The 14,176-nt window shown below is 67.1% G+C and carries 10 protein-coding genes and 1 tRNA gene; 7 read left to right on the top strand and 4 right to left on the bottom strand.

Going from position 1 to position 14,176, the window contains the following annotated elements; genetic code table 11:
• Positions 1-55: 55 nt before the first annotated feature.
• Both ASE61_RS13685 and ASE61_RS13680 read right to left on the bottom strand, forming a co-directional pair.
• Positions 56-2,365, bottom strand: coding sequence for a mechanosensitive ion channel family protein (locus ASE61_RS13685; protein ID WP_061967747.1), 2,310 nt, complete (start codon positions 2,363-2,365; stop codon positions 56-58).
• An 88-nt stretch (positions 2,366-2,453) separates the two neighbouring features.
• The gene (locus ASE61_RS13680; RefSeq protein ID WP_061967746.1) at positions 2,454-3,644 is read right to left on the bottom strand and encodes a pyridoxal phosphate-dependent aminotransferase; all 1,191 of its coding nucleotides are present in this window, start codon (positions 3,642-3,644) and stop codon (positions 2,454-2,456) included.
• Between the two features lie 186 nt (positions 3,645-3,830).
• Here ASE61_RS13680 and ASE61_RS13675 point away from each other — a divergent pair, with 186 nt between their 5' ends.
• The 4 genes from ASE61_RS13675 to accC all read left to right on the top strand — a co-directional run bounded on the left by ASE61_RS13675 (position 3,831) and on the right by accC (position 7,153).
• Positions 3,831-4,637 carry a DsbA family protein gene (locus tag ASE61_RS13675; protein ID WP_061967744.1) on the top strand — a complete coding sequence of 269 codons (807 nt, stop codon included), beginning with the start codon at positions 3,831-3,833 and terminating at the stop codon, positions 4,635-4,637.
• A 120-nt stretch (positions 4,638-4,757) separates the two neighbouring features.
• Entirely contained in the window at positions 4,758-5,213 is a 456-nt protein-coding gene (gene aroQ / locus ASE61_RS13670) for a type II 3-dehydroquinate dehydratase (RefSeq protein ID WP_061967742.1), read from the top strand.
• Positions 5,214-5,285: 72 nt separating this feature from the next.
• Entirely contained in the window at positions 5,286-5,750 is a 465-nt protein-coding gene (accB, locus tag ASE61_RS13665) for an acetyl-CoA carboxylase biotin carboxyl carrier protein (RefSeq protein ID WP_061967741.1), read from the top strand.
• 41 nt (positions 5,751-5,791) lie between these two features.
• Positions 5,792-7,153 (top strand): acetyl-CoA carboxylase biotin carboxylase subunit, encoded by a 1,362-nt coding sequence (gene accC, locus ASE61_RS13660; RefSeq protein WP_061968307.1) that lies wholly within the window; start codon positions 5,792-5,794, stop codon positions 7,151-7,153.
• 220 nt (positions 7,154-7,373) lie between these two features.
• Here accC and ASE61_RS13655 read toward each other — a convergent pair whose 3' ends face one another.
• Positions 7,374-8,486: a M20 family metallopeptidase gene (locus ASE61_RS13655; protein WP_061968305.1), complete on the bottom strand. Its 1,113-nt coding sequence runs from the start codon at positions 8,484-8,486 to the stop codon at positions 7,374-7,376.
• A gap of 348 nt (positions 8,487-8,834) precedes the next feature.
• On the opposite strand from ASE61_RS13655, the gene ASE61_RS13650 reads away from it, so the two are divergent.
• Positions 8,835-8,908, top strand: a tRNA-Gln gene (locus ASE61_RS13650).
• Positions 8,909-9,008: 100 nt separating this feature from the next.
• Here the strand turns inward: ASE61_RS13650 and ASE61_RS13645 are convergent.
• The gene (locus ASE61_RS13645) at positions 9,009-9,653 is read right to left on the bottom strand and encodes a TetR/AcrR family transcriptional regulator (protein ID WP_244492832.1); all 645 of its coding nucleotides are present in this window, start codon (positions 9,651-9,653) and stop codon (positions 9,009-9,011) included.
• Between the two features lie 107 nt (positions 9,654-9,760).
• On the opposite strand from ASE61_RS13645, the gene ASE61_RS13640 reads away from it, so the two are divergent.
• Positions 9,761-10,984: an efflux RND transporter periplasmic adaptor subunit gene (locus tag ASE61_RS13640; RefSeq protein ID WP_061967737.1), complete on the top strand. Its 1,224-nt coding sequence runs from the start codon at positions 9,761-9,763 to the stop codon at positions 10,982-10,984.
• 4 nt (positions 10,985-10,988) lie between these two features.
• Positions 10,989-14,120: an efflux RND transporter permease subunit gene (locus ASE61_RS13635; RefSeq protein ID WP_061967736.1), complete on the top strand. Its 3,132-nt coding sequence runs from the start codon at positions 10,989-10,991 to the stop codon at positions 14,118-14,120.
• Positions 14,121-14,176: the final 56 nt, after the last annotated feature.

Genomic DNA, 14,176 nt, shown 5'->3' with positions numbered 1-14,176 from the left:
AAGCCCGCTGCATTGCGCAGCGGGCTTTTCCGTTTCACGGGTTCGGCAAATCCGCTCAGCCCGCCGCCGGCACCAGCGGGGTCGGCGGCGGCACGGTCGAGATCGCCGCAGCCGCGTGGCTCTGGGCGCCGCCCTCGCCGCCGCGCACGGTCACCGCATTCGAGGCAAAAGGCACGCGAGCATCGTTCAGGGCGCGGTAGACCCGCTTCAGCGCCTCGCGCTGCAGCATCGATGACTGGTTCGGCTTGCCGGTGAATTTCAGGCGGATGACGATGGCGCTATCGGTGATGTCGGCGACGCCCTGCATCTTCAGCGGGGCGATGAAATGCGGCCCGTACTCGGGGTCCTCCATCAGCGCGATGCCGGTCTTCTTGATCGCCTTGCGGGCCTGCTCGATATCGGCGGAATGGTCGAGGCGGACATTGAACTTGATGGTCGCCCAGTCGCGGCTGGCATTGGTCAGTGACTGGACCTGGCCGAAGGGCACGGTGTGGATCTGACCGCTCTGGTGGCGCAACTGCATCGAGCGCAGCGAAATCTTCTCGACGGTGCCCTTGAGCCGGCCGGTATCGACATATTCTCCGACCCGGAACGCATCCTCGAGCATGAAGAACACGCCCGAGACGATGTCGCGCACCAGCGCCTGGGAGCCGAAGGAGAGGGCGAGACCGAGGATGCCAAAGCCGGCGAGCAGCGGGCCGATATCGACGCCCAGCCGCGACAGCACGATGAGGATGGTGAGGCCGAGCACCGCGCCCAGAACGACGCCGCGCAAGACCGGCAGCACCGTCGCCAGCCGGCTCGGCACGCTCTCCTCATGCGGAACGTCCTCGTCGCCGGGTCCGACGACGTGTCGCCGCGGCGTATAGGCGTCGAAGAATGCATGCAGGAAGACCAGCGCCACCCAGCCGACGAAGGCGAAGATCGCGACACCGGCCGTCTGGCGCATCACGGCGGCGAACTGCGCCGAACTGACGCCGAGCAGCAAGCCGGCCCAGAGGCGCGACAGCACGAAGAAGCCGGCGGCCCATAGCACGCCGACAGCCGCCGCACGCAGGGCCGCGCCACTTGCGCGCGTCATCGGGGTGACACCTTGCTCCGCCTCGCGCCGCATCGCATGGCAGCGCAGCAGGCTGGCAACGCCGACGGCAAGGATCGGGATCAGGACGATCGCCACCTGCGTCATCGCCGAGGCCTCGGCCCAGCGCCCGCCATTCGACATCATCGCGGCGGCGCTGCTGACCATCCACAACAAGGCCGTCGTGGCGATGTAGAACCAGGCCGTACCGCTCGCGATCAGCCGCCGGATCGGGCCCGGTTCGGAGGAACCCGACAAGACCAGCGCGGCCAGATCGTGCCGCCCGTCATGGAACCACCAGATCTTGAACAGCGTGATGAGAAGGCCTGTCAGCGCAATCAGCCCCGTCACGGGCCGAGGCCCCGCGCTGACGTGATGGGAGAGCAGGATGCCAGTCACGATCAGCGGCGTCAGGATCGCGTAGACGACGAGCCGCCGGAAATGCACCTCGGCGCGCGGCAGCGGCATGATCCGCCGTTCCGGCGCGCCGGGTGCGAGCAGGAAGCGGCCGACGGCCATATAGAGCGCGCCGATCGCCGCCCCGTTCGCGCCGGTTGTGAGGGCGATATTGGCGAGATCGCTCTCCGGGAGCCAGGCATTGCGGGCGACCCGCGCCACAGCCAGAGCGATCAGAATGGTCGCGACATCCTGGAGCAGGCCCCAGGACGAGGCGATGAGGCGGGGCGTGAACTCCGGCCCCGCAGGCTGCATCTTGCGCGCGAACCAGCGGGCGCTCGCGATCCGGAAGGTGAAAGCGGCCGCGAGCGCCAGGCAGATGATTCCGAAGACGCGCCAGCCGGCGGTTGCTCCTTCGCGGCCATTGAGATTGCGCAGCCAGACACGTCCCCAGCTGTCCGGCAATTCGCCGATCGCGGGAATGGAGGCGCCGCCATATTCGACGCCGTCGATAAAGCGGTCGACGAGGGCACTGACCTCGGCCTGGAAGCCCTCCTCATCCGCCATCGACGGAGCGGGCGCGGGCTGAGCGGCGGGCTTTGCCTTGCCGGCGGGCTCCGCTGGCGCTGTCGTAACGGGCGTGGCCGTAGCGGCGCCTCCGACCCGGATCTCGACCTGCCGTCCAGGAGCGGACAGGGCATCGACCATTTTGCGGATCGCCTCGGGCGTCTCGTCGCCGCGCAGGTTGAGAACGACCGAGGATTGGCCCTGAGCCAAAGCGGGAGTGATCGGCAACAGGAACGCGAAAGCAAGCGCCAGCCAGCCGAGAAGAACGGCCCATCGGATAACGCTTCGCCGCGGGACGGATGCGCCCGGTGCAGCGACGTTCATGACAAGCCTCCACGCTATCCCACAGCGGCAGAATGTGAGGCTTCCCTGAAATCTGGCAAGCGGTTTCCGAGGCCGCGCGCGCCGTCGCTCAGCGCTTTTTCATCCAGGCGCCGATGCGCGTCACCGCCTCCTCGCATTCACCGAGCGAACCGGCAAAGGAGAGCCTGATCGTGCGCGCCCCGCGGGCCTCGTCGAAATCGAGCCCGGGCGTGATCGCGACGCCGGCTTCTTCGAGGACGCTGCGGCAGAAGGCCATGGAATCGTTCGAGTGCCGGCCGATGTCGAGATAGATGTAGAAGGCTCCGTCCACGGGCAGGAAATCGCCGAGACCGATCTCCGGCAATGCCTTCAGCAGGAAGCTGCGGTTCGCGGCATAGCCGGCCTTGATCGCCTCGCATTCCGCGGTCGCGTCGAAAGCCGCCTCGCCCGCCACCTGGCTGAGATAGGGCACCGAGATCGAGAAATTCTGCTGCAGCCGTTCGATCGTACGCACGAGGCGCTGCGGCACCACGAGCCAGCCGACGCGCCAGCCGGTCATGCAATAATACTTGGAGAAGGAGTTGACGACGATCGCGTCGGGGTCGGCGGCGAGCGCCGTCGTCGCCGGCGTCTCGTAGGTCAACCCGTGATAGATCTCGTCCGAGATGTACCAGAGCCCGAGCTTGCGGCAGCAGGCGGCGACATCGGCAATGGCTTCAGGCGTCATCACCACGCCGGTCGGGTTGGCCGGGCTCATCGTCAGCACGCCGGCAAGCGGCTTTTCGCGATGGGCGCGCTCGATCAGGTCCGGCGTCAGGGCGAAGCGCGTCTCGGGGCCAACCTCGATCGCCACCGGCTCCAGCCCGAGCGCGATCAGGATGTTGCGATAGGCCGGATAGCCCGGCGCCGTGATCGCAATCCGCGCGCCCGGCTGGAAGCAGGCGAGGAAGGCGAGGATGAAACCGCCGGACGAACCCGTCGTCACGACGACGCGCTCGGCCGCCACCGCGACGCCATAAGCATCCTGATAGTGGCGCGCGATGCGATCCCTCAGCGAATCCGTGCCAAGCGCCTGCGTATATCCGATCCGGCCGTGTTCCAGAGCCCGGCTGGCGGCAGCGCGGATCGAGGCCGGCGTCGGCGCCGAAGGCTGTCCGACCTCCATATGCACGACCGAGCCACCGCGGCGCTCGATCGCTGCCGCCTGGTTCATCACATCCATGACGATGAAGGGCGCGACGCGCTCGGCGCGTTCGGCCAGGGCGGGCAAGGCGGCGGGCACGATCAAGGGCTTCGACATCGGCTTGTCCGGTTTCGCGAGGAGGCGTGATCGCGTAGCCGAGCCGAAGGCGGCCTGCAACCATCGGCCGCGACCGCTGGCAGAGCTGTGATTTGACCTTCACCCCGCGAGGACCCACAAGCTCGCGCCCAGACGCATTGCTTCCGCCGGCGTAATCCAGGCCGGCGGCTCTGAAAGGATGACGAGATGGCTTTCCCGACCCTGACCAGCCTGGCACGCGCCTGCCTGCGGCCTGCCGCCGTCGCGCTGAGCCTCTGGCTCGCGGCCTCTGCCGCGCCGGCCATGGCGCAGGGCCAGCCGCTCTCGCCCGAGCAGCGCAAGGCGGTGACCGACCTGATCCGCGAGACGATCCTGAAGAACCCCGAGATCATCCAGGACGCCCTGATCGAGCTGGAGCGGCGCAACACGGTCGCCCAGGCCGATGCCCAGCGCAATGCGGTCGCCGCCGAGAAGGCCCGCATCACCGATCCCGCGACCTCGGTCATCATCGGCAATCCCGAGGGCGATATCACCCTGGTCGAGTTCATGGATTACAATTGCGGCTTCTGCAAAAGGGCGATGGAGGACGTTACCGCGCTCTCCAAGGCCGATCCGAAGCTGCGCGTCGTGCTCAAGGATTTCCCGATCCTCGGCCCTGATTCGGTCGAGGCCAGCCGCGTCGCCGTCGCCGCGAAGAACCAGCTCCAGGGCCCGAAATATTTCGAGTTCCACAACAAGCTGATGGCCGTGAAGGGCAAGGTCAACGCCGCCAAGGCACTCGAGATCGCCAAGGAGGCCGGTGCTGATCTCGCCCAGTTGAAGAAGGACATCGAGGCTCCCGCCACCAAGGCCGCGATCGCCGACACCGTCGCGCTCGGTGACCGTCTCGGCCTCACCGGCACGCCCGCCTTCATCATCGGCGACGAGATCGTCTTCGGCGCGGTCGGCCAGGCCGCCCTCAAGGCGAAGATCGATTCCGTGCGCCGCTGCGGCAAGACCGACTGCGCCGGCTGATCAGCCATTTCAATATGATCCAGTGGGCCGGCAGGGTGCTTCAGGCTTCCCCTGCCGGCTTTCAACGTTTATGAGGGCGGCTCCTGCCGCCCGCGCGCGGTGCCGGAATCAACGCCCCCGATGGTCGCCGTCCACGTCCTGAACGGACCCAACCTCAACCTGCTCGGAACCCGCGAGCCCGGAACCTATGGCGCGGTCACGCTGGCCGGCGTCGAGGAACGTTTGCGCCGCAGGGCCGAGGCGGCCGGCGTGGAGCTGACCTTCCGCCAGACCAATTTCGAGGGCGAGCTCGTCACCTTCATCCAGCAAGCGGGGCTGGCCGGCGCCGGCGTCGTCATCAACGCGGGCGCCTATACCCATACGTCGGTCGCCCTGCGCGACGCGATCAAGGGCGTCGATGCACTGGCGATCGAGGTCCATATTTCGAACGTACATGCGCGCGAGGAATTCCGGCACCATTCCTACATGGCGCCGGTTTGCGTCGGGGTGATCTGCGGCTTCGGCGTCGCGAGCTATGACCTGGCTTTCGACGCGATCGTGCCGCTGCTGGAAAAGCGGGCGGCGAAAGCCGCCTGAAGCCCATTGAACGGGAGGCGGCTAAGGCCGCCGCTCCCATCCGAATATCCGAAGAAGACGGTGATACCCGCCATGGCGACCAAGAGCCCGATCGACCCCGAACTTGTCCGCGAGCTCGCCGAGCTTCTGAATCAGACCGATCTCACCGAGATCGAGGTCGAGAAGGGCGATCTGCGCGTCCGCGTTGCCCGCAACATCACCGCGACCGTCCAGGTCCCGGCCGCCGTCGCCGCTCCGGCGATGGCAATGCCGGCTCCGGTCGCGGCGTCCGCCTCGGCCGAGGCCAAGCCGACCGCCGCCCATCCCGGCGCCGTGCCCTCCCCGATGGTCGGCACCGCCTATCGCCGCCCCTCGCCCGATGCCAAGCCCTTCGTCGAGATCGGCAGCGTCGTGAAGCAGGGTGAGCGCATTCTGCTGGTCGAGGCGATGAAGACCTTCAACGACATCGTCGCGCCCCGCGCCGGCAAGGTCACGGCCATCATGGTCGAGGACGGCCAGCCGGTGGAATACGGTGAGCCGCTGCTGGTGATCGAGTGAGCGTGGCGCCGCGCGCCGTCGGGTCCGATTTGGGTTTCAAGATGTTCGACAAGATCCTGATCGCCAACCGTGGAGAGATCGCGCTGCGCGTGCTGCGCGCCGCCAAGGAGCTCGGTATCGCGACCGTCGCGGTGCATTCCACCGCCGACGCCAACGCCATGCATGTGCGCCTCGCCGACGAGAGCGTCTGCATCGGCCCGCCGCCGGCCCGCGAGAGCTATCTCAACATCCCCGCCCTGATCGCGGCCTGCGAGATCACCGGCGCCGATGCGGTCCATCCCGGCTACGGCTTCCTCTCGGAGAACGCCCGCTTCGCCGAGATCCTGGAGCAGCACAACATCGCCTTCATCGGCCCCAAGGCCGAGCATATCCGCAGCATGGGCGACAAGATCGAGGCCAAGCGTACCGCCAAGCGCCTCGGCATCCCCTGCGTGCCGGGCTCCGAAGGCGGCGTCGCGGATGACCAGGAGGCGCTGAAGATCATCCGGGAGATCGGCTTCCCGGTGATCATCAAGGCCGCTTCAGGCGGCGGCGGCAAGGGCATGAAGGTCGTTCGCAGCGAGGATGAGCTGTCCGTGCTGCTCTCCACCGCCCGCAGCGAGGCCAAGGCCAATTTCGGCGACGATGCCGTCTATATCGAGAAATATCTCGAGAAGCCGCGCCATATCGAGATCCAGGTGCTCGGCGACGGTCGCGGCCATGCGATCCATCTCGGCGAACGCGACTGCTCGCTGCAGCGGCGCCACCAGAAGGTCTGGGAGGAAGGCCCCTCGCCTGCCCTCAACGCGGGCGAGCGCGACCGCATCGGCGAGGTCTGTGCCAAGGCGATGCGCGAATTGCAGTATCGCGGCGCCGGCACGATCGAGTTCCTCTACGAAGACGGCGAGTTCTACTTCATCGAGATGAACACACGCATCCAGGTCGAGCACCCGGTCACCGAGATGATCACCGGGATCGACCTCGTCAACGAGCAGATCCGCATCGCCGCCGGCGCGCCGCTCTCGCTCAAGCAATCGGACATCGTCATCGAAGGCCACGCCATCGAATGCCGGGTCAATGCCGAGCATCACGCAACCTTCCGCCCCTCGCCGGGCAAGATCGCCTCGTTCCACACGCCGGGCGGCCTTGGCGTGCGTGTCGATTCCGCCGCCTATCAGGGCTACACGATCCCGCCGCATTACGATTCGCTCGTCGGCAAGCTGATCGTCCACGGCCGCAACCGCGACGAGTGCCTGATGCGCCTGCGCCGCTCACTCGACGAGTTCGTCGTCGACGGCGTCGACACGACGCTGCCGCTGTTCCGCACGCTGGTGCGCAACCCGGACATCCTGAACGGCGACTACAACATCCACTGGCTCGAGAAATTCCTCGCCGCCGGCGGCATGGGCGAGCCGGAAGCCTGAGGCTCCGGCAGTTCCGAAACGACAAAGCCCCCCGCATCGCGAGGGGCTTTTTTTTGCATTGCTGTTCCTTCAAACCTGAAGCGCGGGTCATCCCGGGCGGAGCGAAGCGCAGACCCGGGATCCATGCCGGAGCGCTTCCAGGAAAGGTTCAGGCATGGATCCCGGGTCTCCCTACGGTCGCCCGGGATGACAGCGCGTTCCTGGAAAGCGCCACGGCGCTTCAGATCGTCTCCAGCAAGCCCTTGATCAGCGCCTGGCGCGGCGCGATCGACGAGATCAGCCCGTATTCCTGCAGCGTATGCGCGCCATCGCCATCGATGCCGAGCCCGTCCAGGGTGGGCACGCCGAGCGCCGCGGTGAAGTTGCCGTCCGAGCCGCCGCCGGTCATCGGGCAATCCTGCAGGTCGAAGCCGGCGTCAGCGGCGACCTTGCGGGCCAGCGCGAACAGCTCCGCCACCGCGGCCGACTTCTCATAGGGCGGCCGGTTCATGCCGCCGGTGATGCGCAGCGCGACATCGGGATCATGCGGCTTCAGGCTGAGGATCCGATTCTCCATCATCGTGCCGTCGGCGAGCGTGGTGACGCGGCAATCGACGCTGAACCAGGCGTGCTGCGGGATGACGTTGGCCGCCGTGCCGCCACCGACCAGCGCGACGCTGGTGGTGATGCCGCGCGCATAGTCGGTCATGCCCTCGACGGCGAGGATCTGGTGCGCAGCCTCGCGGATGGCGCTGCGTCCATCGGCATGGCGCGAGCCGGCATGGGCCGGCCGGCCCTCCAGCCTGACGTCGAAGCGGCCGACGCCCTTGCGCGCGGTCACGATCTTGCCGCCCTCGCGGGCCGGCTCGGTGACCAGCACCGCCTTCGATCCCCGGCCGATCTCCTCGATCAGCCCCCGGCTGGTCGGCGAACCGATCTCCTCGTCGGGCGTGAACAGGAAGACCATCGGCCGTTTGGCCGAGCCGGCAGCCGCGACCTGCTTGAAGGCCTGCAGGGCGAGCCAGGCGCCGCCCTTCATGTCGTAGACGCCGGGACCGTAGAGCCGGTCGCCATCGACCCTGACGGGCAGTTCCTTGGCGCTGGTCCCCACCGGATGCACCGTGTCGAGATGCGACATCACCGCGACGGCGGGCTGGCCGTTGTCGAGCCCGGCGCGCAGCACGACCATATCGCCGAGGCCGTCACGGCCGGGAATGCGCTCGACCGCGATCGGCAGCCCCGCAACATCTTTCTGGACAAGGTCCATCATGCCGTTCACGCCGGCTGGATGGCTGGTGGGACTTTCGAGCGCGACCCAGACGGAGAGCGCGGCGGCGGAATCTTGCTGTTTCATGGGGCGATGTTCACCGAAGAAGCCCTTGCCACGCAAGGCGGTTCGCATGCGTCTTGCGCAGGCCGGAAACGCAAGCCGGGGTAGCGAGCGGGCGGACGAGGTCGCAGCGGGAGGCGCAAGCCTCTCCACCTGGCCCCGTCGGCCGATGACCGGAGGTCCCCAATGGAAGCCCTGCGATGGCCTCTCGCTGCCCGCAACCGAAAACCCGCGAATTCTCCCGAGGCGGACACGTGAAGCCCTTTTCCGGTGATCGTTTCGCAGAGACGATGAATTCTGCTCTTGCCAAGCCGGATCGCATTGATTAGACCCCGGCTCACCAACGCGGCGCGGCCCAAAGCGCCCTGTCGTTGGGGGATCGTCTAACGGTAGGACCCCAGACTCTGACTCTGGTTGTCTAGGTTCGAATCCTAGTCCCCCAGCCACTCGCGTGGCTCGGCCAAGCCGAAATCACCATTTGCAAGCGGGTCAACAGGCGCGTTTCGGCCTGCCTCGATCACCGGTCGCAGGGCGCTTCCCTTCCGGTCATGAAACCGTCGCCGCGGCGCCCTCCAGGAACACGTCGAGGCAAAGCCGTGCGTGACGGGCGCGCTCCTCGACGGTCAGCAGCCGGTCGCCGGGAAAGCGCTTGATCAGCACGGAGAAGATCATGTCCATCAGCATCCGGGCCAGCGCATCGGCCGGAAAGGCGCGAAGCCTGCCCTTCGTCTGCTGAGCGACGAGCCAGTCCTCCAGAAGCCGCAGGGCCGGTTCGGAGCCCTCCTGCACGATCATCTCCCCGATCTCGCTGAAACGGTCGGAATCGGCGAGGACGAGCCTGACGAAGGCCAGCCGCTCGCGATTGTCGATCTCGTCGATATCGAGCCGGAAGATCGCAGCCAGCGCATCCGGCAGCGGCAGGTCCTCGTCGGGATCGCGCGGCAGCGCCAGCATCGAGCGCCGGTGATCGGCCACCATCACGCGGAAGAGGTCGGTCTTGGCCGGAAACAGCCGGTAGAGCGTCCGCTTCGAGACGCCGCAGCGCGCCGCAACCGCATCCATCGTCGTGGCGCCATAGCCGGCATCGAGGAACAGGTCGCGGGCGGATTGCACGATTCGCTGCCGCTCGGCCTCGTCGGAACGCGTCTTCGGGCGTCCGCGCGCCCGGGTCGACGCGGATTTTTCACTCATTTCGCAGCTTGTCTCGATCATGTCCGTCATCAAGCCGCATTCTTGGGTTTGACAGTGGCGGAAATCAAGAGATAAGAAACCCTTCAGTTTCCAAAAAGAGATTCCGCATGCCGGCCGAGCGCGCTTCTTCCTCTTCCCGCCACGCCTTGCCGAGCGCGCTGCTCCTCGCAGCGGTGCTGGCCGCCTGCAATTCCGAGAAGGCGGCGGCCCCCCCGCCGCAACCGCAGATCCAGGTCAGCGTCGTCACATTGCATCCGCAGCCCGTGGCGATCACGGCCGAGCTGCCCGGTCGCGTCTCCGCCAGCCTGATCGCCGAGATCCGGCCGCAGGTGAACGGCATCATCAAGTCGCGGCTTTTCCGCGAGGGCAGCGAGGTCAAGACCGGCGACGTGCTCTACGAGATCGACCCCTCCCCCTATCAGGCCGCTCTCGACAGCGCCGTCGCCGCCCAGCACAAGGCCGAGGCCGCCGTCGCCAATGCGCAGGTGCGGGCCGATCGCTATCGCGAACTGCTCCAGCGCAACGCCGGCAGCAAGCAGGACGCCGACGACGCCGCGGCGACGCTAGGCCAGGCCCAGGCCGATGTCGCGGCCGCCAAAGCCAATGTCGAGGCCGCCCGGATCAACCTCGCCTATACCAAGGTGACGGCGCCGATCGACGGGCGCATCGACAAGTCGGCACTGACCCAGGGCGCGCTGGTCACCGCCAACCAGGCGGCGGTACTGACCACGATCCGCAAGCTCGACCCGATCAATGTCGACGTCACCCAGTCGAGCACCAACCTGCTGAAATTCCGCAGCGACATCGCCTCGGGGCGCCTGAAATTCACCGGCCCGAATGTCGCGGTGAAGCTCAAGCTCGATACCGGCGACGCCTATGCCCAATCCGGCAAGCTCGAATTCGCCGAGGCTAACATCAACGAGACCACCGGCACCTTCAGCGTCCGCGCCGAGTTCCCCAATCCGGAGCGGCTGCTGCTGCCCGGCATGTTCGTGCGGGCGGAGATCCAGGAAGGTATCGCCGAGAACAATTTCCTGCTGCCCCAGCGCGCCGTCGGGCGCAACACCAAGGGCGAGGCGACCGCAAAATTCGTCTCGGCCGAAGGCAAGGTCGAGGAGCGCGTGCTGGTGACCCGCCGCAATATCGGCAACAACTGGCTGGTCGACAGCGGCGTCAAGGACGGCGAGCGCATCATCGTCGAGGGCGGCCAGCTCGTGCGGCCGGGACAGACCGTGACGGCGAACGAGGTCAGCGTCGACGAGGCCACCGGCGAGCTGAAATCAGCCAATCGCCGGGCCGAACTGCCGGCCGGCAACACGGCGAAGAACTGACCCCATGTCGCGCTTCTTCATCGAACGGCCGATCTTCGCCTGGGTCGTCGCCATCGTCATCATGCTGGCGGGCCTGCTCGCCCTGCGTACCCTGCCGATCTCGCAATATCCGCAGATCGCGCCGACGACCGTCCAGATCAGCGCCAACTATCCCGGCGCCGACGCGCAGACCGTCGAGAACTCGGTGACCAAGGTCATCGAGCAGGGCATGACCGGCCTCGACAACCTGCAATACATGACGGCGACCTCGACCTCGACCGGCAACGCCCAGATCACCCTGACCTTCAACAGCCAGGCCGATCCCGACGTCGCGCAGATGCAGGTGCAGAACAAGCTGCAGCTCGTCACCCGGCAATTGCCCTCGGTGGTGCAGAGCACCGGCATCTCGGTCGCCAAGGCCTCCACCGGCTTCCTGATGGTCGTCGCCTTCGTCTCGAAGGACGGGCGGATGTCGACGACGGATCTCGCCGACTACGTCGACTCGACCCTCAACGACACGCTGAAGCGCGTCGAGGGTGTCGGCACGACCCAGCTCTTCGGCGCCGGTTACGCCATGCGCATCTGGCTCGACCCGGACAAGCTGCGGAAATATGCGCTGATGCCCGCCGACATCGCCGCGGCGATCGAGGCGCAGAACACGCAGGTGTCGGCCGGCCAGCTCGGCGGCCTGCCCCAGGTCAGCGGCCAGCAGCTCAACGCCACCGTGACCGCGCTGTCGCGGCTCCAGACGGTCTCGCAATTCGAGAACATCATCCTCAAGAGCGGCGCTTCCGGCTCGATCGTCCGGCTGAACGACGTCGCCCGCGTCGAGCTCGGCGCCAAGAGCTACGACACCGTCTCGCGCTATAACGGCCAGCCGACGACCGGCCTCGCCATCAGCCTCGCGACCGGCGCCAATGCGATCGACACCGCCAAGGCGGTGACCGCGACGATCGAGCGGCTGAAGCAGACCCTGCCGGAAGGCGTCGAGGTCACCTACCCTTACGACACCACGCCCTTCGTGACGCTCTCGATCGAGAAGGTCGTGCACACGCTGTTCGAGGCGATCATCCTCGTCTTCATCGTGATGTACGTCTTCCTGCAGAACCTGCGCGCGACCTTCATCCCGATGCTGGCGGTGCCGGTCGTGCTGCTCGGCACCTTCGGCGTGCTGGCGCTGGCCGGCTACTCGATCAACACGCTGACGATGTTCGCGATGGTGCTCGCCATCGGCCTGCTCGTCGACGACGCCATCGTCGTGGTCGAGAATGTCGAGCGCGTGATGCAGGAGGAGAAGCTCTCGCCCAAGGAAGCCACCATCAAGTCGATGGGCGAGATCACCGGCGCGCTGGTCGGCATCGCTACCGTGCTCTCGGCCGTGTTCGTGCCGATGGCCTTCTTCGGCGGCTCCGTCGGCGTGATCTACCGGCAGTTCTCGGTGACGATCGTGACCGCGATGGCGCTCTCGGTCGTCGTCGCTCTGGTGCTGACGCCTGCGCTTTGCGCCACCCTGCTCAAGCCGGTCGGCGATCATGGCCCGCGCAAGGGCTTCTTCGGCTGGTTCAACCGCAATTTCGAGCGCACCACCAACGGCTACCGCTCCGGCGTCGCCGGGATGATCGGGCGGCCGCTGCGCTTCCTGCTCCTCTTCCTGGTGATCACCGGCGGCATGGTCTGGCTCTTCGCCCGCATGCCCTCCTCCTTCCTGCCCGATGAGGACCAGGGCATCCTCCTGACCAGCGTGCAGTTGCCCGTCGGCGCCACGCAGGACCGGACGCTGCGCGTGCTCGACGAGGTCCAGAAGCATTATCTCGAAAAGGAGAAGGACCTCGTCGAGGGCGTGCTGACGGTCGCCGGCTTCGGCTTCGGCGGCCAGGGCCAGAATGTCGGCCTCGCCTTCGTCAGGCTGAAGCCCTTCGCCGAGCGCGTCGGCAAGCAGGCGACGGCCCAGGCCATAGCCGGCCGCGCCATGGGTGCGTTCCGCTCGATCAAGGACGGCACGGTCTACGCTCTGGCTCCGCCGGCGATCCAGGGCTTCGGCAACACCGCAGGCTTCGATTTCTACCTGCAAGATATCGCCGGCGCCGGCCATTCGCGCCTGATGGAGGTCCGCAACCAGTTGCTCGGCCTCGCGGCGCAGAGCAAGCAGCTCACCGGCACCCGCCCGAACGGGCAGGAGGATACGCCGCAATACGCGGTCGAGATCGACCAGGAGAAGGCGAGCGCGCTGACCCTGCCGCTCGCCGCCATCAACAACACCCTGTCGACGGCCTGGGGCTCGGCCTATGTCAACGACTTCATCGACCGTGGCCGGGTGAAGTCGGTCTATGTCCAGGCGGATGCGCCCTTCCGCATGCAGCCCGGCGATATCGGGCGGTGGTATGTGCGCAACCAGGGCGGCGAGATGGTGCCGTTCTCGGCCTTCTCCAGCGGGCGCTGGGACTACGGCTCGCCACGGCTGGAGCGCTATAACGGCGCCGCCGCCGTCCAGATGCAGGGCGCAGCCGCAGCCGGCGTCAGCTCCGGCGCTGCGATGGACGAGATCGACCGCCTGATGACGCAACTGCCGAACGGCTTCAGCCATGAATGGACCGGGCTGTCCTTCCAGGAACGCCTCTCGGGCAGCCAGGCCGTGGCGCTCTACGCCCTCTCGATGCTGGTCGTGTTCCTCTGCCTCGCCGCGCTCTACGAAAGCTGGTCGGTCCCCTTCGCCGTCATGCTGTCGGTCCCGATCGGCATCTTCGGCGCCCTGCTCGCGGCGACGCTCTTCGGCCAGACCAATGACGTCTATTTCAAGGTCGGCCTGCTGACGACGATCGGCCTGGCAGCCAAGAACGCGATCCTCATCGTGGAGTTCGCGATCGAGCAGGAAGCCAAGGGCAAGGGCCTCGTCGAGGCGACGCTGGAGGCGGCCCGCCAGCGCCTGCGGCCGATCCTGATGACCTCGCTCGCCTTCGTGCTCGGCGTGACGCCTTTGGCAGTCGCCACGGGCGCTGGCTCGGGGAGTCAGAACGCGATCGGCATCGGCGTGATGGGCGGCATGATCGCCGCGACCGTCCTTGGCGTGTTCTTCGTGCCGCTGCTCTATGTCGGCGTCGTGCGCCTTGTCCGGCGCTGGCGCCGCACGGAGCCCGCGGCAGTGACCACCGCCGAATGAATGGGGGCGCGGCCGGCAACGGCTGCGCCCTCCCGAGGAAGCTGCTGGAGGCATTC

The sequence above is a fragment of the Allobosea sp. Root670 genome (genome assembly GCF_001429415.1).
GTDB lineage: Bacteria > Pseudomonadota > Alphaproteobacteria > Rhizobiales > Beijerinckiaceae > Allobosea > Allobosea robiniae.
Note: the sequence above shows the minus strand (reverse complement) of the source record. Positions and strands in the feature narration are given on the sequence as shown.